Here is a 21683-nt window from a genome sequence, read left to right as displayed (position 1 = left end):
TTACCCGCATTTCTTCAGACCTCATTCATCAGACCTCAGACCTCAGACCAATTGAGCCAAGAATCAAGAATTTGAATAATGAAGTACTAATTTGAATTTCGTAGTATTGCTTCCGACCTCAGACCTCATAACTAAGTAAAACTTTCCAGGCATCAGTCACATTCACATTCCCCTTCTCAAGTAAAGTCCTGGCATACTGATGCAATTCCCGTTCTCTTGTCCGGTTGTCACCGATAGTGGCGTTCAATATTTGCCTTAATTCGGGATCAAATTGAAACTTCTCAATTTCTTCATCAGAAGGCATAGCTTCCACATTTCCCAATTGCCCCAGATTATTGCCTGTCAGTATATCGGAGTTTCTGATGGATGCAGGAAGCAGGTCTACCCCTATACCCAGAGTACGCACAGGTTTTTCAACCTTAAATAAATTAGCTTCTGTTACGCGACAATACCAATCGCCACCTAAACGTGCTACAAGGTCAATTTTGGCCTGATCGATCTTACCCGATTCATCCAGTATTTCCTCATTGATATGGATAAGTTTGATCTCTGCAAGCACCAGATTTCCTGCTCCGGCATTTTCGCCCAAACTGATCACTTCCCGGATAGTACACTCCATTTGCACGGGCGATTCAGCCACTCTTGGTGGTTTAACAAGATCGGAAGCCAACTGTGTAAATCCAGCCTTTATAAATTCATTGGTACCTTTTGGATATTCTACACTAGCGAGAGAAGTTTGCTGTACCATGCTGTAATTCACCACATTGATCACACATTCGGGTACTTCTAAAACATTTTCAAGGCTATGCTTGGTCGTATTATCCCTAACCCTCCTCGCTGGTGAAAAAATACAAACCGGAGGGTTGGTGCTGAACATGTTAAAAAAGCTGAAGGGACTTAAATTGACATTGCCATCCCTATCAATGGTTGAAACAAAACAGATGGGACGCGGAGCAATCGCATACTGCAGATAATTCTGCAATTCGGCGGTCTTCAGATCAGCTACATTAATAGTTAGCATAGATATCTAAATACTTTTCTTCTTTAATTTTAAAATAGACCAGTCAGTATCTGCCTTAATGATCGTATTGGTAAGCCTTCCCAGTCCGGTGATCTCCATCTCTACAATATCTCCGGGTTGAAGCCATTGCGGCTTAAAATCAGGATCATTCAACAGTCCGGTTCCATTTAATTCAAGGAAACAACCTGTTCCGACTGTTCCTGAGCCAATTACATCGCCCGGCAAAATATCCGCACCATAAGAACAACGCTCAATGATCTCTGCAAAGGTCCAGTCCATATCACCCATTGACCCGGAAGAAACCTCTTTACCATTCACCCAGCATTTCATATCCAGCGCATAGGCATTACCAGTATGGCCAGGCTTTGCCGGAATTTTATAGGATTCAAGTTCATCAGGAGTAACCAGCCATGGACCAATAACCGTTGAAAAGTCTTTTCCTTTTGCGGGACCCAGATTCAACAGCATCTCCTCCATCTGCAGGGTACGGGCGCTCATATCATTCATGATCATATAACCGGCTATATAATCATCGGCTTCAGAAGCCTTCACATTCCTTCCCTTTTTACCGATCACAATGGAGGCCTCCAACTCAAAATCAAGCTTTTCAAAATGATCAGGCATACATTCAATATCCCCAACACCCTGAATGGAATTATGATTTGTAAAATAAAAAATGGGATACTGATCAAATTCGGGGATCATATCTACCTTTCTGTTTTTGCGGGCCGAAGCCACATGCTGTCTGAACGCGTATCCATCTCTGCAAGAACTTGGATGAGGAACCGGAGCCAAAACCTCAAAGAAGATCTCCTCTTTCGCTTCCTGCTTACCCGACTTTATTTCATTATCAACTTTTTTTGCCCTGTCCATTAATTCCTCTCCCCCATTCAGAAACTCATTCATGGAGTCAGGAATAAGCTTATCACAGGAATTCAGATTATAAATATGGCCCTTAATGAATAAGCCCAAATGCTCACGGTCTTCGGTTTTATAGGAAACTAGTTTCATGAAATTATAATTTAGGTTAGCAGCTTATCAAAACTAATAATTTTTGACTGTATGGATAAATTTGAAGCTAAATAAAACAAATGAAATGCAGGCTCTTTATGATTTAATTTTCATAAAAATATTATTGTTTTTTAAAGGTTATAAAGCTTGTCTACCGCAGGAAGGCTTGCATGAGCGCAAGTTTTTTGCATTTTTTTATGTCTTCAGCAGTGTTCAAAAGATCGCCCAGCTAAGTTCATTCGTTGTATGAGCGGTAAACCTGCCTACCGCAGGCAGGCCCATGCAAGTTTCACTGAAAGAAAAGCTTACCTTTGTATCAACCAATTATAAATTCCAGTAAATTCTAATTTATGCCTGTTTATCATACATTAGGATCTATTCCTCATAAGCGTCATACCGTATTCCGTAAACCGGATGGTTCACTGTATGCTGAGGAATTGGTCTCAACCGAAGGTTTTTCCAGCCTATATTCGCTGGTTTATCATTGTCATCCCCCAACAATTGTCAAAGAATTGGGTGAGCCCTATTCTGTAGAACCAAAGATCGCAAGAGAAAAACATTTGCGCCATACCAGTCTTACCGGCTTCAAGATCAAGCCTGAAAATGATTATCTGGAAAGTCGCAAGCCTGTTTTAGTGAATAGTGATCTTCATATCTCTCTGGCTGCTCCGCGACATTCCATGACCGATTATTTTTACAAGAACAGTCAGGCAGATGAAGTTATTTTCATTCATGAGGGCAGCGGAACTCTGAAAACCGGGTTTGGAAAGATACCCTTTGAATACGGCGACTATCTGGTTGTTCCCCGGGGTACTATTTATCAGATGGAATTCAATACGGAAGATAACCGCTTGTTCATAGTAGAAAGTTTCAGTCCGATACGCACCCCAAAAAGGTATCGAAACGAATGGGGACAATTAATGGAACATTCCCCATTCTGTGAAAGGGATATCAAACGCCCGCAAGATCTTGAAACGATCGATGAAAAAGGTGATTTCAAAGTGCTGATCAAAAAGCAGGGTTTAATCTACCCTTATATTTACGGTACTCATCCCTTCGATTTTATAGGATGGGATGGCTTTCATTATCCTTGGGCATTTTCTATTCATGACTTCGAACCGATCACAGGCAGGGTTCATCAACCGCCACCGGTCCATCAGACCTTTGAAGGACATAATTTCGTAATCTGCTCCTTCTGTCCTCGTAAATATGATTATCATCCCGACGCTATACCTGCCCCTTACAACCATAGCAATGTGGACAGTGATGAGGTTTTATACTATGTAGATGGCGATTTCATGAGCAGAAAAAGTGTGGTCAGGGGACAGATCACTCTGCATCCGGGCGGAATTCCTCATGGACCGCATCCGGGGACTGTTGAAAAATCAATTGGCAAAGAAAGAACTGAAGAGCTGGCCGTTATGATCGATCCTTTCAAACCATTAATGCTGACGGATTATGCCCTGAGCATTGAGGATGAAAGCTATCATAAAAGCTGGCAGGAGAATATAGAATAAAGTAAATCCTGAGAAATGGGCTGTTCCCAATTATTGGCAGACGGCTTTTAGGTTCATATTAAAAAACGATCATGAAAACAGAATTAGTTGAAAATATAACACAAAATATTGATTTCCTTCCCCTTAAAGGAACAGATTTCATCGAATTATATGTTGGTAACGCCAAGCAGGCGGCACATTTTTATAAAACCGCCTTTGGATTTCAAAACCTTGCATATGCAGGTCCGGAGACTGGTGTAAAAGACCGTGCTTCCTATGTTCTTATACAAAACAAGATCCGACTGGTACTCACCACTCCATTATTTCCGGAACATCCTATATCCGAACAATTAACCAAGCATGGCGATGGCGTAAAAATCATTGCCCTCTGGGTAGATGATGCTTATGATGCTCATTTACAGACTACTTCAAGAGGGGCAGAAAGTTATATGGATCCTCAAACGCTGGAGGATGAAAACGGCGAGATTCGCATGAGCGGAATCTATACCTATGGCGAAACGGTTCATTTATTCATTGAACGCCATAATTATACGGGATTATTCATGCCGGGATATCAAAAATGGGAAAGTCATTATAACCCGGAACCGGCAGGATTGCTTTATGTAGATCATTGTGTGGGAAATGTAGGATGGAACCAGATGGATAAATGGGTTAAGTTCTATGAGGATGTAATGGGTTTCCGAAATATCCTGACCTTTGATGACAAGCAGATCTCTACCGAATATTCCGCGCTGATGAGTAAGGTAATGAGCAATGGGAATGGTTATGTTAAATTTCCGATCAATGAACCTGCAGAGGGCAAAAAGAGATCACAGGTTGAAGAATACCTTGATTTCTACGGTGATGAGGGTGTTCAGCATATTGCCATTGCAACCCATGACATTGTTGACACAGTAACAAAACTTCAGGATCGCGGGGTCGAATTTTTAAAGGTCCCAGCGGTATACTATGATGATCTGGAGCAGCGTGTTGGTAAGATCGAGGAAGATATTGAGCCGCTGAAACATTTAGGGATCCTGGTTGACCGTGATGAAGAAGGGTACTTATTGCAGATCTTTACCAAACCTGTTGAAGACCGTCCGACACTTTTCTTTGAGATCATTCAGCGCAAGGGTGCAAAATCATTTGGAGCCGGAAATTTCAAGGCTTTATTTGAAGCATTGGAACGCGAGCAGGAGTTAAGAGGGAATTTGTAAGGAAAACGCTAATACCTATTCAATAATACTAAGAAATTTTATATCCTTAGGCAGTGATGGATCTTTACTACATAGAATCATTTTGTTTCTGTTGGTAAAGATCCTTCATCCGTTTAATAAATAGGCAGGGACCAAGATTCAATTGTTTCAAAAATATAGGGATATCCCTGTATTTCAATGAAATTTGCGATTTCATTTCCTTAAAACCCCCAAAACAATATCTTTGTTAAAATTAGTATCGCTTTGAAGAAACGTATCGCCATTTTCGCCTCCGGTTCCGGATCAAATGCCCAAAAGATCATGGAATATTTTAAAAAACATCAGGATGCAGAGATCGCCATTGTTCTGACCAATAATCCTGAAGCTTACGTTTTACAGCGTGCAGATAATTTTGAGATCCCCTCCCACAGTTTTGATAAGCACGAATTTTACAAAACCGATGATATAGTCAAACTATTAAAGAATCTACAGATCGACCTTATCGTACTTGCTGGTTTTTTATGGCTTATTCCTGAGAACCTGATAAAAGCATTTCCAAATAAGATCATCAATATTCATCCTGCACTTCTCCCTAAATATGGAGGTAAAGGAATGTATGGTGATAAAGTGCATCAGGCAATACTGGATGCCGGTGAAGAAGAATCAGGAATTACCATCCATTTCATTAATGAACATTTCGATGAGGGTGAGGCTATACATCAGTCGCGTTTTAAAATTGAAAAGGGTGATGATATTGAAATGATCAAGTTCAAGGGTCAGCAGCTTGAACATCTGCACTATCCTAAAGTGGTTGAGCAATTGCTGAAAAAGATGAAAAGTTAGGCTGAAAGGTGAAAGCAGAAAGCTAAAACCAGAAAGCACAATATAAAATTGAAAGTTTTTTTTAATAAATATCCTGCTAATTTCTAATCCTTCCTGCCTTTTTTAATAAAATACCAATTTTTCCAAACGCTTTTAGCTTTCTGCCTTCACCATTTTCTTTAGCTTTTTTAGCTAAATTTTAACATCAAACCGATCAAAAAAACTATCTTTGCGGCTTTAAAACCGTATTCTCAATGAGCCACCCTGTTAAGATCAAAAACGCCTTAATTTCTGTCTATTATAAAGATAATTTAGCCCCACTAATCCAACAACTTCATGAACAGGGAGTTGTTTTTTATTCAACCGGCGGGACTGAAAAATTCATTCGTGAACTTGGCATTGATGTGATAGCAGTAGAAGATCTGACAGGTTATCCCTCCATTCTTGGTGGCAGGGTAAAAACCCTCCATCCAAAAGTATTTGGTGGTATCTTAAATCGCAGAGAACATAAGGAAGATCAGGTACAGATCGGGCAATATGAAATTCCTGAGATCGACCTTGTTATTGTTGACCTCTACCCTTTCGAAGAAACAGTTAGCTCTGGAGCATCAGAGGAAGACATCATTGAAAAGATCGATATTGGTGGCATCTCACTAATACGCGCAGCAGCAAAGAATTTTAATGATGTAGTGATCATAGCCTCAAAAGATGATTATAAAACTTTAGGTAATATTCTTTCTGAAAATGGCGGATATACCCTGTTAAGTCATCGTAAATCATTTGCACGTCAGGCATTTAACGTATCATCACATTACGATACAGCAATTTTCAATTATTTCAATCAGGAAGATCCTTTAACTGTATTCAAATACAGCGAGCAAAAAGCCAGCACCCTGCGTTATGGAGAAAACCCGCATCAGAAAGGTGTTTTTTATGGCAATCTGGATGCCATGTTTGAAAAGCTGAACGGCAAGGAACTCTCTTACAATAATTTGGTGGATGTGGATGCTGCAGTTGCTCTGATCGATGAATTTGAAACTCCAACATTTGCAATTTTAAAGCATACAAATGCTTGTGGTATAGCTTCCAGCGATTCAATTCTGGACGCATGGAAAACCGCACTGGCCTGCGACCCGGTTTCAGCATTCGGAGGTGTATTGATCTGTAACCGCGAAATAGATGAAGAAACCGCCAGGGAAATAAGCAATCTATTTTTTGAAGTATTGATCGCTCCTTCATTCGAGGAGAACGCCCAAAAAATATTATCCGGGAAAAAGAACCGTATCTTATTAAAAAGAAATGATGTTCAGCTTCCTGCAAAGCAATTCAAAACATTATTGAATGGCGTTATTGAACAGGATAAAGACTTGTTAATGGAAACTGCTGATCAAATGACCACAGTAACTGAACGCAAGCCTACGCAGCAACAGCTAATGGATCTGGTTTTCGCAAATAAAATTGTTAAACACACCAAATCGAACACAATTGTCCTGGCAAAAGATGGCCGCTTAATTTCCAGCGGTGTTGGACAGACATCAAGGGTTGATGCTTTACAACAGGCAATAGTCAAAGCAAAAGCTTTTAACTTCAGTATTGAGGGTAGCGTGATGGCATCTGATGCCTTCTTCCCTTTCCCTGATTGTGTCGAAATTGCAGCCAAAGCTGGTGTAGTTATGATATTACAGCCAGGAGGATCCATAAAAGATCAGGAATCCATTGATATGGCAAACGACAAAGGTGTAGGAATGGTTACCACTGGAATCAGACACTTTAAACATTAAAAACCGATGAAGATTATTATGAAGCCGAACAGACATCATCATAATAATCATTGATAAAAAGAGTTTATCTTAGCATACTTTTCACCACGATAACAAATAAGGAATGGGATTATTTAATTGGTTTACACAAGAGATTGCCATTGACCTTGGCACTGCAAATACTCTTATAATACACAACGATAAAGTTGTAGTTGATGAGCCTTCAATTGTGGCCTTTGACCGGACAACCAACAAGGTTATTGCAATAGGCAAGCAGGCCATGCAGATGGAAGGTAAGACCCATGATAATATCCGCACAGTAAGGCCATTAAAAGATGGCGTTATTGCCGATTTCAATGCTGCTGAATACATGATCCGTGGTATGATCAAAATGATCAACAATGGTAAAGGCTGGTTTTTCCCTTCCTTACGTATGGTAATATGCATCCCATCTGGTATTACAGAAGTTGAAAAGCGTGCTGTACGTGACTCGGCAGAGATCGCAGGAGCAAAAGAAGTTTACCTGATCCATGAGCCTATGGCTGCTGCTGTCGGTATTGGAATAGATGTGGAAGAACCGATGGGAAATATGATCATTGACATTGGTGGTGGTACCACTGAGATAGCTGTTATTGCACTTTCAGGTATTGTTTGTGATCAGTCTATCCGTGTAGCCGGAGATAATTTTGACAGTGATATTGTTCAGTATATCCGCAGACAACATAATATCATGATCGGTGACCGTACAGCAGAAAAGATCAAAATTGAAGTTGGAGCAGCATTGCCCGAACTTTCAGATCCACCTTCTGATTATGCTGTCCAGGGGCGTGACCTTATGACAGGAGTTCCTAAACAGATCACCGTATCCTATACTGAAATAGCACATTGTCTGGATAAATCAATTTCAAAAATTGAAGAAGCAATTTTAAAAGCTCTGGAGATCACTCCTCCTGAACTTTCTGCAGATATATATCAAACAGGAATTTATTTAACAGGCGGAGGCGCATTATTACGTGGCCTTGATAAAAGAATTGCAGCTAAAACAAAACTACCTGTTCATGTTGCCGAAGATCCATTGCGTGCAGTTGTTCGCGGAACTGGAATCGCATTGAAGAATATTGGGACTTTTAAATTTTTGATGCAATAGAAAGTAGTAAGTTTTAAGTGGTAAGTAGTAAATTTTAAGTAGTAAGTTTTAAGTAATAAGTTTTAAGTAGTAAGTGCTGAGTAATAAGTGGTAAGTATTATAAAGTTTATCTTCGAAAGATGAATAATATTTCCAATATCAAAATTTATTAAACTATACATGCAACAGATCGAATGTTATAAATTAAGCCTTATTTAAACCTTAAACAACAGACAACTTAAAACCTATAACTTACAACCTATAACTTATAACCATAGACTTACAACTTAAAACTTATAACTCCAAGCATGCGTAACCTCTGGCTTTTCATCAGTAAGTACAACGCATTTTTTCTACTGATTATATTTTTCACCATTTCGCTGATCCTACTTATTAAGAACAATTCTTACCAGCGTGCAAGTGTCTGGAATTCTTCAAATCAGCTGATTGGCCGGTCCTATGAACGGGTAAATGAAATCAGCAGTTACCTGACACTTGGGAAAACCAATGACAGCCTGGCTGCAGAGAATGCCAAACTTAGAAATCAGCTCGCTACTTCCTTTAAAAGTGATAGTATAAAGCAGATTACAGTCCGTGATACCACATTAAAACAACAATACACGTATACTGTTGCAAGAGTCATTAACAACTCCGTACATCAGAAGAATAATTATCTGACCATTAACCGTGGCACTAAACATGGGATCGCCAAAGGGATGGGTGTTACTTCTGCTAAAGGAATTGTAGGCATTGTATTAAATGTTAATGAAAATTTTGCAACCATACGTTCATTACTTCATACCGAAACAAAAGTTAGCGCTAATGTAAATGGCAATATCGGCTCCCTGGTTTGGGGGGATGGGAATTATGATCCGCGATTTGCCTATCTAAAGGATATTCAAAGTCATTTGATCATAAAAAAAGGCGCCAGAGTAGTTACATCAGAATTTTCTCTGTTTCCGGAAGGAACTAATATTGGTTATGTTGCAGAAACCAGAGCCAAGGATGGCGATAGTTCTCTTGATATTAAAGTGAAATTAGATACTGATTTTGCGACATTACAATATGTCTATGTGATCAATAATCTTTTATCCGCAGAACAATTGTCTTTAGAAGCTCAAAATAAAGTCGAATAATGGGACGAGTAGTAATCACCAATAGTATCCGTTTTCTTTTGCTGATCGCCACTCAGGTATTTCTGTTGAAAAACATTGGCTATTATAACCTGAGTATACCCTATATGTATATTCTATTTATTCTTATTCTTCCTTTTGGAATTCCCAATGGACTACTCTTCTTGTTTGCATTCTTAACAGGATTAACAATTGATGTTTTCTATGACACACTGGGACTAAATGCCGCTGCCTGTACGGTAATGGCATTTGTAAGGATCGTTTTTATCAGCCTTACTGTTCAACGTGATGGATTTGACAATGAGCCTGAACCAAGTCTTGGGATCATGGGCTTCCGATGGTTTATTTTCTATGCCTTTATTCTGACATTCTCTCATCATTTTATTCTGTTTACTTTCGAAAATTTTAAATTCACCGAAATCGGATACACCTTAATTCGTGTGATTCTGAGTACGCTTTTTACAGTTTTTCTAATACTGATCACAGAATTTGCCTTCTTCCGCAAAAAAGTTCGCTAATCTTTAAGATCCTTTATTCTCACTCATGGATGGAATATAATTTAATCCTGGGGTCATATAATGCAGAAGTAGAACTCTGGAATATCTGAAATTTAATGGTGCCAGAATTAGCACAACAGGAAAAATAGTACCCATATAAAGCCATGGGCTTTCAGTATTTCCCGTAATAAAATAAGTCAATATGCCAACAGTGATCATCTGAGCTACATTTAAAGCATAACTGATGAACATCGATACATAGAAATATCCCAGTTCACGTTCATATTTTAAGGCACAATGAGAGCAGCTTGTATACATTTTCTGTGATTTAAAGCCGTACATAGGATTCATAAACATATCTCCTCTTCTGCAACGGGGGCATTTCGCATTCAACACAGCATAGGTCTGTGAAATTGGTTTTATACCGGTATTATTATGAGTATTTTCCATATTATTTAGTTAAATTTTTTCTTCTGAATTCTTCGGGACTGATCCCCGCATGTTTTTTAAATGATCTGCTGAAATAGGAATTGTCATTAAAATTAAGACGATCGGAAATTTCGTTGATTGTAAGATCATAATTGACCAATAGCCTTTTCGCTTCCAGGAACAACCTGTCTCTGATAAGCTGCCCGGCTGGAATACCCAGTAAATCATTACATAAGGCATTTAAATGATTGGGAGTTATATAAAGCAGTTCTGCATATTCCCTAGGAAGCCTGAGTTTAGCATAGTTGTTCTCAATAAGTTTTCTGAAGTTCTTCAGGAGGGTATGATTATATGATGTACCGGTTTCGAGAGCAGGAGCAGCATTTAAGCGGGAAACCAGAATAAAAACATGTAAGAGCAGGGCCCGGACCAAGTGAAGATTGAATGGTCGGTTTTCTGTACCCTCAGATAATATTTCTTCAAATATCCCTCTAACCTTCGATTCCAGTTCATTTGGTATTTGAAGTACGGAATCATTTACAGATCCGCTAAAAAAAGTAAATTCTTCAAGCAGATCCGGTTTTAATAAAAAGGATTGAAAGAATGGAATTGAAAAATTGATAACATACCCATCTACATTACCTTCAAAATCCCAACTGTGAACCTGTCCGGGTATCATGAAATAGATCTGAAACTCTTTGACAGGAAAGGTTTGAAAATCAATCGTATGAGTCCCATTGCCCTTAGTAAACATCACAAAGTGATAAAAATTATGACGGTGTGAATTATAAAGGTCTTTATGAGATGCCCAATAGCTAGCTAAACGGCTAACCAGAATATCTTCATTCCTGAACTCAGCAAAGGAAGTGATATTATAAACAGGAATTTCACCCTTCATCCTGCAAATTTACAGATACTTATACCAATAGAGTGGCACAATTCATGGGTTAAATGGTACTTTTTACTGATTTATTGCTATATATTAAATAAAGATCAGCCATGAAGCCCATTTAAAAGAAATTCTAAATGAAAATCGTGGAGATTCGGGTAAACATAAGTAATATGACAATTTTTAACATCACCGGAATAAAATGGAAAATAAGCATTGGCGAATCAATCAAACCAGAAGCATAATTACACATAGCCGAGTGAAAATGACCAAATAATTAAATACAGCTAACAACTGCTGAACAATTCTTTCTTACTTTTGCGTTTGATAAAAAAGCTTTGGTTACAAAAGTGTTCAACCAACATTAAGCGATTGAAATATCAAAATGAATAAAGCGGGACTAATACATAATTTCATACAGGTTAATGAATAGTTTTTTTGCCAGGAAGTTTGTGGTTCAGGGAATATTCATCGCTATAATAGCGATTCTGCTTGCCCGTCTGTTTTACATTCAGGTGATCAGTGATGAATATATTCTTTCTGCAGAAAATAATGTGATCAGACGGTTACCAATTTACCCGGCAAGGGGTGTAATTTTAGACCGCTATGAAAAGATCCTGGTACAAAATGAACCTGTTTACGACCTTATGGTTATCCCTCGTGAGGTTAAGGCTTTCGATACACTTGAATTCTGCAAACTGATTGGAATTGATAAAGCCGGTTTTGACAGACGTTTTAAAAAAGCACGAAACTACTCTCCCTACAAGGCATCCATATTTGAAAAACAACTTTCTGTGCAGATATATGCATCATTTCAGGAAAAACTGACCAATTTCCCGGGCTTTTTTGTTCAAAACCGCACAGTTCGCCGATACCCTGATAGTATTGCTGCCCATTTCCTGGGCTATATCGGGGAAGTAAATCAAAAAGTGATCGAAAAATCTAATGGCTTCTATAGCCAGGGAGATTATCACGGCATCACAGGAATTGAAAAATCATACGAGGAATTATTAAGAGGACAACGTGGTGTTCAAAATCTTATGGTGGATGCTTTGAACAGACCTAAAGGAAATTATGCGGGTGGGAAGTATGATACGGTGGCTGTATCAGGGGAACATATGATGTCTTCACTTGACAAGGATCTGCAAAAATTCGGTGAACAGCTGATGCAAAATAAGATCGGCAGTATCGTGGCAATCGAACCTTCCACTGGAGAAATTCTATCTTTTGTCAGTAGTCCGGGTTATGATCCAAACCTCATGGTAGGCCGGCAGCGTGGCAATAATTATATGGCTTTACTGAATGATAAATACAAGCCAATGTTCGTTCGGCCAATTCAGGCTGAATATCCACCGGGCTCCATATTTAAGGTAGTAAATGCATTAGTTGCTCAGCAATTCGGCTTGATCAATGAAAATACATATTTCTTTTGCCCCGGGGGCTATCGTTATGGCAGAAGAGGATATATGGGATGCACCCACGTTCATGGGTCAGTAAATCTGAAATCCTCTATTACAGAATCCTGCAATACCTATTATGGCTATACTTACAGTCGTATGATCGATTTTGCAGGTATGCGCCCTGTAAATGCATTTAAAAAATGGAGGAATGCTGTTTCTTCTTTTGGTATTGGTACTGCACTGGGAATTGATCTTCCGGGAGAACGAAATGGACTGCTGCCGACAGATGAACTCTATACAAAACGATTCAAAAATGATCGCTGGGGATCTGCCTATACAATTTCTCTATCCATTGGACAGGGGGAACTAGGTATTACACCTTTACAAATGGCCAACGTGATGGCTATCGTTGCCAATCGTGGCTTTTTTTATAAACCACATCTTATCAAGGCCATAGGTGATAAAAAAGTTATTAAGGAAGAATACCTCAAAAAAAACAATGCAGGTATCGACTCCAAATATTTCGATGTAGTTATAGATGGAATGAGTGCGGTGGTAAACCAACCCAGCGGTACTGCATGGTATTCGAAGATCATCGATATTGAAATGTGCGGCAAAACGGGAACCGTACAAAATCCACATGGAAAAGACCATTCTGTATTTGTAGCATTTGCACCGCGTGATAATCCAAAGATAGCTATAGCCGTAGTTGTTGAAAATGCAGGATTTGGAGCAACCTGGTCGGCGCCAATAGCCAGCTTAATGGTTGAAAAATATATTAAAAAGACCATCAGCAGACCTCAGGCGTATGTAGATCGCTTGCTGCAGGCGAATTTATTACCGGGAGCCGTTGGCAATTCACCCTCAGTTAAAAAACCCGTAACAGATAGTACTAGTAATAATACCAAAAAGCCTAATAAGGCAAATAGAGTTATAAGTAATAATGAATAATCAACGCAGCCTCTTTTTTAATGTAGACTGGTTCATCATATTAACCTATCTAACCCTCTGCGTGATCGGATGGTTCAACATCCATGCGGCTGTTTATGACCCTATGAATCCCAGCATTCTGGATCTGGATACCAATTATGGCAAACAGCTGATCTTTATAATTTCTGCAATAATAATTGGTTTCGCTATTCTCCTGCTGGACAGCAAGTTCTTTAATACTTTTTCTCCCATTTTCTATGGAATAACAATCATTCTGCTCATTCTCGTGCTCATTATTGGCCGGAATGTTGGTGGCAATCAGGCATGGATACCTATTGGAAGTTTCAGGCTACAGCCATCTGAATTTGCCAAATTTGCCACCTGTCTCCTGCTGGCAAGGTATCTCAGTTCAGGGACAATAAAAGTGCAGGATCTTAAAACACAATTAGTAGCAGCGTTTATTATTCTCTTGCCAACAGCGCTCATACTATTGCAACCGGATGCAGGTTCTGCCCTAACCTTCAGCTCACTGATCTTTGTGCTATATCGCGAAGGACTTTCTGGATACTTCCTGGTAATAGAAGGTCTTTCAATCTTACTATTCGTTCTTACAGTTCTCTATAATAAATATATTGTGCTTGTCGGTGTACTTGTTTTTGCAGGGATCATGATCTATTTCTATCGGAAAAACAGAAAAATGATCACTGTAACAGGCTTTGGAGTGCTTTTTTCTATACTATTTATATTCTCAGTTGATTTCGCATATAATGAGATCCTTAAACCCCATCAAAAGAACCGTATTGACGTTATTCTTGGTAAAGTAAACGACCCACGGGGAATTGGATATAACCTGAATCAATCAAAAATTGCGATCGGTTCCGGAGGTCTTTGGGGCAAGGGTTATCTCCAGGGTACACAAACTAAATATGATTTTGTTCCTGAACAGAGCACTGACTTTATATTCTGCACGGTAGGTGAAGAATGGGGATTTGCAGGATGCTTTGTTGTAATAGGGCTTTACCTGTTCTTACTGATAAGAATCGTAAATATTGCAGAACGACAGCGATCTTCCTTCTCAAGAATATATGGCTATGGAGTGGCATCCATCCTGTTTTTTCACATTTTTATCAATATTGGAATGACCATCGGACTGATTCCGGTGATTGGAATTCCATTGCCATTTCTTAGCTATGGAGGTTCATCGCTATGGAGTTTTACGATCCTGCTCTTTATTCTGTTAAAATTCGATTCAAACCGTATGGGTATTATTTAGAAAATCGACGGTTAAGGATCTCATAGAACTTATCAGCAACATCCTGTTTTTCTGCCCAGCTATTCTTTAACGCATAATTTTGTTTTAGAAAATTATCTGCGGCTTCAAAATTATCGAAACGATTCAAAAGCTCTATTGCTTCACTATATGCCAGACTATATCCGTTAAAAAGATCTCTTACAAATTGTAATTTGTCATTCAGGCTGATGAGTCCTTTAAGGTCTTTGGATTGCCTTTGATTAAACTGGCTGGATACAGTATTTTGTGAGGATTGAGCAGAAAGTATCTCATTTAAAGTAAGTGGATGCAGGTCTGATTCAGAATGAGACACCGGCTCTTCAATGGTTTCATTGGCTTGAAATTCTACAATCGGTTCCTCAGAAATTACATGCTGAAGGTTCTCCATCGCTTCACTTTTATCCAAATCCACAACAGATTCTTCTAGCGGTACCGTTTTTAATCTTGTTTTCTCATCAATAACCCGCATTTCTTCTTCCGTAAGGGGTCTGTCGAATAGCTCATCAGCAGACTTTTCTTCAAAATCAAAAGATACAAGGCTTTCATTTTCTATTCCGAACTTCCAGTCAGGGATAGTTACCTCTTCCACCTCCTCTTCATAAACTTCCTCTTCATGCGATTCACTTTTCACTGAAACTACATTTCTGGTTTCCTCATTCTTAATTTCAGAAATAGTATTATCCTTTTTTAATTCGCCGGAACTTTTATTTAGTTTTAAAAGGATTGAAATATGGTCGGATAGAAAATCAGCATTCGCTGCAAAAAGCTCCAATTCAAGCTCATTTAAATTATCCGGATTTTGGGAGAGATATTCAAATTGTTCATTAAGCTCAGAAATAATACCACCGACTTTCTTAAAAATTTCTTTCTTATTCATCATCATTTCAAAAATGGGTTTTTGGACTCAGATCAGCCTTAAAATGGCGCTAAAGAAAATTGCGCATATCCAAATATAAGGACATTTATCTAGAATAGGGACTAATATTTAATCCCTAACACCGTCAATCCGGCAGAAAATTCAGATATTTGATACCAGAAAAAAAGCGGGGAAACGAGCAGAATGTTATTCAGTGAGCATAATTTTAAGCGAAGAAAAGAACTAGGGGGCAGCATTGAAGTTATTTGCGGTTCCATGTTTTCCGGAAAGACAGAAGAGCTGATCAGAAGGCTTCGCCGTGCACAAATAGCCAAACTAAACGTTGAAATTTTCAAGCCCAAAACAGATACGCGCTATGATGAAAACTCTGTGGTTTCTCACGATCTGAACTCTATACATTCCACTCCTGTTGAAAATGCTGCCTCCATTCTTTTATTAGGTGCAAATACCGAAGTGGTTGGCATTGATGAGGCTCAATTCTTTGATGATGAATTACCTGATGTTTGCAACAAACTTGCAAATCGCGGAATACGCGTGGTGATTGCAGGCCTGGATATGGACTTTCAGGGTAAGCCATTCGGCCCCATGCCTGCATTGATGTCGATTGCTGAATTAGTGACTAAGGTTCATGCCGTTTGTCTGCAATGCGGCGGTCCCGCAACCTATTCTTACCGTACAGCAGCCAGTGAATCAAAAATTTTACTGGGTGAAAAAGAAAGTTACGAACCCCGCTGCAGAACCTGCTATAATAGTATCGGTTAAAAATCAGCTGTACAAGTGTAATTATTCAAATTTCTCAAATCTTCCTTTATCTGAGGTACAGATCCCTTTGTATAGGTCTTCAGGAACCTTAAACTTAAGCAAGAGAAGATTACGTATATCAATAAAAACCGTAAAGATTTTAACTACCAGTTAACCCAATTCTGCCTTTCCTTTCCTGATCCTTAAACTTTAGATTATGAAGAATATCCTAAAAGTCCTTTTTACCATATGCTTTCTGGTAATCATTGCCGCAAGTTGTAGTAAAAGCGATAGTCAAAGCACTCCGGAGCTGAGTTTCCCTGCGATAAAGGCTGCTTTTGGAGATAATATAGATCTGAATAGTCTGAGTAATTATTCAGGACAGATCAAACCTGCCTATATCATAAAAGACAATACCGGTGCCAACCCGATATTAAATGCGAAAGCAACTTTGGGAAGGGTACTATTTTATGACAAAAGTTTAAGTGTAAATAATTCGGTATCATGCTCCAGCTGCCATAAACAAGAATTTGCATTTAGTGATTCTGCATTGGTAAGTAGCGCGATTCTTGGCGGCGTAACTGCAAGACATTCAATGAGATTGGTCAATTCAAGATTTGCTGTAGAGCAAAAATTTTTCTGGGACGAGCGGGCGGCAAGCCTGGAACTGCAAACTACCCAGCCTATGATGGATCATTCCGAAATGGGTTTTAGCGGTCAGAATGGTAGACCCGCTTTTAGTACTTTATTGACCAAACTACAAGGAATACCATATTATAATGAACTGTTTAAATTTGCCTATAATGATGTAAATGTCACAGAGTCACGCTTACAGGAATGTCTCGCACAATTTATCAGAAGCATTCAATCTTTTGATTCCAAATATGACGCAGGAAGAGTACAAGTTGCTAATGACAATCAAAACTTTCCTAATTTCACTGCCGAAGAAAACTCGGGGAAAAATTTATTTATAACACCTCCTGTTTTTGATGCAAATTCCAGCAGAATAGCAGGCGGTGTTGGCTGCAATGCCTGTCATAATGCCCCTGAATTTGATATCGATCCTAACAGCCGAAACAATGGAATTATCGGAGTTATCAATGGTGCAAACAGGGATCTGACAGTTACACGTGCTCCTTCATTAAGAGACCTAACCAGAGTTGGCGGAAGAGTGAACAGTCCTATGATGCATACCGGAGCGAACCGAACAGTGAGGGCAGCGATTAATCACTATAATACAATTGCTTTAAATCAGAATCAAAATCCGAATCTGGATGCACGGCTGGCACCAAATAGAATCGGGCAGAGTTTAAACTTAACTGAAAATGAAGTAAGTGCTCTTGTCGCATTTTTGCAAACACTTTCAGGAACAAACGTTTATACAGATAAAAAATGGAGCGATCCTTTTCTATGATCCACTGACCGTACAGTGTATTTTGGGATCTATTTAGAGATGATCATCTTCAATGTTTTTTCTTTGCCATCAAACAACATTTTATAGAAATAAATTCCGGGGTCTAAATCTGTGAGCTCAACATTTACACCATAAGAACCTTTCTGCAAACTTCCATTGAGCAATTCTTTAACAGGTTGACCAATTGAATTATAAAGTAAAAGTGAGACCAATCCTGCTTTATCGATTCCAAATTCAATCGTACTTTGATCGGCAGCAGGGTTAGGATAATTTTGCTCCAGTACAAATCCATCCTCCAAAATTTCTGCCATTGAGTTATTTTGCTCTTCGTATTTTTTTTGTGCGGAAATAGCAGATGCCTGAATATCAGTCAAATTATCGCCTGCCAGCAAGGCGAATGCCACCTTAACCGAGCCATTCACAGGAATAGTATAAGGTCCATAACCGGAGACAAACATCACATCATAACCATTTGAAGAATTCTCGCCCAGGCTTGTTGCCTTAATACCACTCGAAAGGGTTTGATATTTCTCGGCCACGCTAAAACCATTTCCGGTCTGAAGCGGATCACCTAAAACCTGGGCACTCATCGGATAATATAAGGGTTGTCCTATCGGACTCAACAGTTTGACTCCGGCATAAGGTGTGTTTCCATATTTTCCGTAAACATATCCCAGTCTGTTGATTACATCGTATTTGGTAATGTCGGTTCCATAGGGATCTACATCCCAATCGGTAAAAAGACCAGCGTAAATATCATTTAAAACTGTTTTACCTGTATTTTCAATTTCATACTCGGCCAGAACATATTTATCATCGGGAGCAGCCGAGAAAGCCCTTATAGAATGCCTGACATACAGGTTCAGTCGGGCTGGATTCCCGGAATCATCAAATTCTGAACGACTCAAAAATGCGGCAAGCGGATCAGGATCCTTGTAAACAATTTTCTTTTTTATAAAATGTTCATCGGCACCACCCTTATCATTCCTGGTATTATTTGAAACATTAACTGCAGAGGTACCGATCATTAATGAAGCTTCAAATAATAAGGGATCACCTTTGTATATAAAACCTAATCCGTTCCTGGAATCCGGATCACTATATCCGATACGGCCATTACTACTTATAGTAGTGGATACCTGATTAACCTCAATATTCAGATAATCCAACGCAACCCTGATCTGAAATTTTTCATTTTCAGCATAAGAACCACCGGAAGAATAAGAGACTATAAAATCTACCAGTGCATTTTCAGAAATTCCGGGTTTTATATAAACACGAAAGGGGCCCATCATGGTCTTTAATTGCATGGTGGCCATATTACCTATAAGAACTTCCTGATCAATGATCTGAATATTGGGATTGGCAGAACTTAACTTAGCAATAACACCCGTTGCAGGCGACAAAATATTCTTAAGATCAAGGAAAATGCGCAATGTATCACCGGAAGGCCTCGATCCCTTTCCTTTATCTAATATTGTAATGTTTTGATACCTGATTGCGGGAACTGCCTCAGTGAGTGCACGAAAAACATTTAAACGACCTTTTCCAAGAGATCCGGAAAATGCAGGATTAGCTGCGTCAAGATTGTCGGATGTAACCATTAATTGTTCCTTTACCTGTACCATATCAAAAAGCGGGAACCTTGATCTGACCAATGCTGCAGCACTTGCAACCATCGGGGCAGCCAGGGAAGTCCCCCTTGCTACATCATATTTATTCCCATTGGTAGTTGTAAAGACCTCACCGGGTGCAGCAATTGATACATGGCTACCATAGTTTGAAAAACTGCTCTTACGATCATTCATATCCACAGCAGCTACGGACATTATTCCAGGGTAGTTTGCAGGATACTCGGGTACTGAAGTGTTCGAATTGCCTGCTGCAACAATTATCAGGCATCCTTTTGACAAGGCATAATTGACCACATCCTGACCATAAGACCCTCCTCCGGGTCCACCCCATGAGCAGTTTATAATATGTGCGCCATTATCCGCTGCATATTTAATTCCTTCATAACCTCTATAAATGGTAGAACCATTATTATCTGCACCTGCCTTTACGATCAAAAGCTTAGCGTTGGATGCAACACTTGCAATTCCAATACCATTATTTGAAACAGCAGATGCCATTCCACTGACTCTAACACCATGATCGGTACTATCACTTTTAACATCCGGATCATCATCCTCCAGGAGAGTACTAAAACTGGCACCAACCAGATCTTTTCCTGGAAGGAGAATGTTCGCTTTAAGATCTATATGATCCATATCCGAACCAGAATCGACAATGGCAATAACAGTATTCGATGAGTTCCTGATCAGATCCCAGGACTGTTCGGCCTTTATTTGCTTAAGAAAGCTTTGATATCCTGTATAAAATGGATCATTCGGAATAAAGGCTGTATGATAAATATAACTTGGCTCTGCGTATTCAACCATCCCATTCGCAAGCACTTCGTTAATGACCTCTACAATAGTCTTATCTGAATTAAAATTAAATTCATACACACGGTCAAGACCAATACTGTCAGTTGTTTTGAGGGTTGAAAGCAACTGACCTGACTTTGACAACAATGCATCCTTAAAAACCTGATTAACCTGTTGTATCACAGCGGATTTAAGCTTAAGGCTATTTAATCCAAATGAAGATGTTGCAGAACGGATATCACCGGTTGATACACCCTTTCTGAACTTAACAATCAGTGTATTTGGCAGGTAATCTTTGGCACTAAGCCCTTTAGGCAATTTAAAGACTCTCGGATTTACTGATTGAGGATCATCACTCCCGGATGCTGCCAATGAGGAGAAAAAAAATACCAGCAGTAAAAATCTTTTCATTCAGGAGTGTTTGCCAAAACTAATAAAATAAGGGAATAAGTTAATTAATATTCAATTTATTGGGCCCTTGATAACTAAACCAGATGCACTCAATATCCAACTTACATATTAAATATACGTAACATTTCAAATGCCAATTCGTATATATGTACATCTACTGAACCAATACATTTATGCCTACTGATAGATATAAAAATGTGCTTTGTATCAATGATAACGAAGTTACATTATGGATTCAAAAGCAAATCCTGAAAAAATCAAACATCTCAGATGAAGTTACCACTTTGTTAAATGGTCGTGAAGGATTGGAGTATTGCAAAAATTATTTAAAGGCAGACTTTGATCCGGCATGCAATTATCCACGACTCATCCTATTAGATTTACATATGCCCGTAATGGATGGATGGGAATTTCTACATCACTTCTCTCTGGATATCTGGCCATTTTTTACAGAGACAAAGATTATCATCACTTCATTTTCAATTGATGAAGATCACTCTGAAAAAGCAAAGCAATATCCTTTTGTGATCGACTTTCTGACATCGTCATTAACTTCCGATTATCTTAAAAATCTTCAAAGTTCATCACTTTTATTGAGCTAGTTTAGGAATCATTTCGATTTTTTTGGAACAGGTTCAATTTATTTGTGTCCAACTATCCTATTCCTGACTTTAATCTGTTATTTCCGCTTTTTAAAACCCGTATCAAAAACACATCCTGATATTAATTAAATCGAAAACTGTTATCGTTAACAATCCTAAAATCAATAGTTATTTAATTATTGAGACAAGTTATTATCAAGTCCGAAAA

The 21683-nt window shown here is 38.9% G+C and carries 18 protein-coding genes; 12 read left to right on the top strand and 6 right to left on the bottom strand.

The genetic code is table 11. From position 1 onward, the window contains the following. Positions 1–118: 118 nt before the first annotated feature. Both BLR27_RS10270 and BLR27_RS10265 read right to left on the bottom strand, forming a co-directional pair. Positions 119–1021: a flavin reductase family protein gene (locus BLR27_RS10270; protein ID WP_090704509.1), complete on the bottom strand. Its 903-nt coding sequence runs from the start codon at positions 1019–1021 to the stop codon at positions 119–121. Between the two features lie 6 nt (positions 1022–1027). Then, positions 1028–2032 (bottom strand): fumarylacetoacetate hydrolase family protein, encoded by a 1005-nt coding sequence (locus BLR27_RS10265; RefSeq protein WP_090704507.1) that lies wholly within the window; start codon positions 2030–2032, stop codon positions 1028–1030. A 350-nt stretch (positions 2033–2382) separates the two neighbouring features. Here BLR27_RS10265 and BLR27_RS10260 point away from each other — a divergent pair, with 350 nt between their 5' ends. The 7 genes from BLR27_RS10260 to BLR27_RS10230 all read left to right on the top strand — a co-directional run bounded on the left by BLR27_RS10260 (position 2383) and on the right by BLR27_RS10230 (position 10083). Further along, positions 2383–3549, top strand: coding sequence for a homogentisate 1,2-dioxygenase (locus BLR27_RS10260; RefSeq protein ID WP_090704505.1), 1167 nt, complete (start codon positions 2383–2385; stop codon positions 3547–3549). A 71-nt stretch (positions 3550–3620) separates the two neighbouring features. Then, positions 3621–4745: a 4-hydroxyphenylpyruvate dioxygenase gene (hppD, locus tag BLR27_RS10255; RefSeq protein ID WP_090704503.1), complete on the top strand. Its 1125-nt coding sequence runs from the start codon at positions 3621–3623 to the stop codon at positions 4743–4745. A gap of 243 nt (positions 4746–4988) precedes the next feature. Continuing rightward, positions 4989–5567 carry a phosphoribosylglycinamide formyltransferase gene (gene purN / locus BLR27_RS10250; protein ID WP_090704501.1) on the top strand — a complete coding sequence of 193 codons (579 nt, stop codon included), beginning with the start codon at positions 4989–4991 and terminating at the stop codon, positions 5565–5567. A gap of 233 nt (positions 5568–5800) precedes the next feature. Then, a complete protein-coding gene (purH, locus tag BLR27_RS10245; RefSeq protein WP_090704499.1) occupies positions 5801–7327 on the top strand; it encodes a bifunctional phosphoribosylaminoimidazolecarboxamide formyltransferase/IMP cyclohydrolase in 1527 nt (508 codons plus the stop codon). 103 nt (positions 7328–7430) lie between these two features. Continuing rightward, a complete protein-coding gene (locus BLR27_RS10240; protein ID WP_090704497.1) occupies positions 7431–8453 on the top strand; it encodes a rod shape-determining protein in 1023 nt (340 codons plus the stop codon). 287 nt (positions 8454–8740) lie between these two features. Continuing rightward, positions 8741–9568, top strand: a complete 828-nt coding sequence (gene mreC / locus BLR27_RS10235) for a rod shape-determining protein MreC (RefSeq protein WP_090704495.1) — start codon at positions 8741–8743, stop codon at positions 9566–9568. Further along, the gene (locus tag BLR27_RS10230; RefSeq protein WP_090704492.1) at positions 9568–10083 is read left to right on the top strand and encodes a rod shape-determining protein MreD; all 516 of its coding nucleotides are present in this window, start codon (positions 9568–9570) and stop codon (positions 10081–10083) included. The genes mreC and BLR27_RS10230 overlap by 1 nt, the downstream gene beginning before the upstream one ends. Positions 10084–10086: 3 nt before the next feature. On the opposite strand, the gene BLR27_RS10225 is transcribed toward BLR27_RS10230, so the two are convergent. Both BLR27_RS10225 and BLR27_RS10220 read right to left on the bottom strand, forming a co-directional pair. Beyond that, positions 10087–10512: a DUF983 domain-containing protein gene (locus BLR27_RS10225; protein ID WP_176767666.1), complete on the bottom strand. Its 426-nt coding sequence runs from the start codon at positions 10510–10512 to the stop codon at positions 10087–10089. A gap of 1 nt (position 10513) precedes the next feature. Beyond that, a complete protein-coding gene (locus BLR27_RS10220) occupies positions 10514–11389 on the bottom strand; it encodes a helix-turn-helix domain-containing protein (protein ID WP_090704491.1) in 876 nt (291 codons plus the stop codon). 416 nt (positions 11390–11805) lie between these two features. Here BLR27_RS10220 and mrdA point away from each other — a divergent pair, with 416 nt between their 5' ends. Continuing rightward, positions 11806–13731: a penicillin-binding protein 2 gene (gene mrdA / locus BLR27_RS10215; protein WP_090704489.1), complete on the top strand. Its 1926-nt coding sequence runs from the start codon at positions 11806–11808 to the stop codon at positions 13729–13731. Further along, complete coding sequence (gene rodA / locus BLR27_RS10210) at positions 13724–14983, top strand: rod shape-determining protein RodA (protein WP_090704487.1); 1260 nt, start codon at positions 13724–13726, stop codon at positions 14981–14983. The genes mrdA and rodA overlap by 8 nt, the downstream gene beginning before the upstream one ends. Here rodA and BLR27_RS10205 read toward each other — a convergent pair. Beyond that, positions 14976–15884, bottom strand: coding sequence for a hypothetical protein (locus BLR27_RS10205; protein ID WP_143007726.1), 909 nt, complete (start codon positions 15882–15884; stop codon positions 14976–14978). The two genes, rodA and BLR27_RS10205, sit on opposite strands and share 8 nt — an antisense overlap. 177 nt (positions 15885–16061) lie before the next feature. Here BLR27_RS10205 and BLR27_RS10200 point away from each other — a divergent pair, with 177 nt between their 5' ends. Then, complete coding sequence (locus tag BLR27_RS10200; RefSeq protein WP_090704483.1) at positions 16062–16640, top strand: thymidine kinase; 579 nt, start codon at positions 16062–16064, stop codon at positions 16638–16640. Between the two features lie 196 nt (positions 16641–16836). Beyond that, positions 16837–18033 (top strand): cytochrome-c peroxidase, encoded by a 1197-nt coding sequence (locus BLR27_RS10195; RefSeq protein ID WP_090704481.1) that lies wholly within the window; start codon positions 16837–16839, stop codon positions 18031–18033. Between the two features lie 29 nt (positions 18034–18062). On the opposite strand, the gene BLR27_RS10190 is transcribed toward BLR27_RS10195, so the two are convergent. Next, entirely contained in the window at positions 18063–20873 is a 2811-nt protein-coding gene (locus tag BLR27_RS10190) for a S8 family serine peptidase (RefSeq protein ID WP_090704479.1), read from the bottom strand. Between the two features lie 173 nt (positions 20874–21046). On the opposite strand from BLR27_RS10190, the gene BLR27_RS10185 reads away from it, so the two are divergent. After that, positions 21047–21475, top strand: a complete 429-nt coding sequence (locus tag BLR27_RS10185; protein ID WP_090704477.1) for a response regulator — start codon at positions 21047–21049, stop codon at positions 21473–21475. Positions 21476–21683 lie beyond the last annotated feature (208 nt).

Origin of the sequence: Daejeonella rubra (assembly GCF_900103545.1) — a bacterium.
Classification (GTDB): Bacteria; Bacteroidota; Bacteroidia; order Sphingobacteriales; family Sphingobacteriaceae; genus Daejeonella; species Daejeonella rubra.
This window is presented reverse-complemented; position numbering and strand designations above follow the sequence as displayed.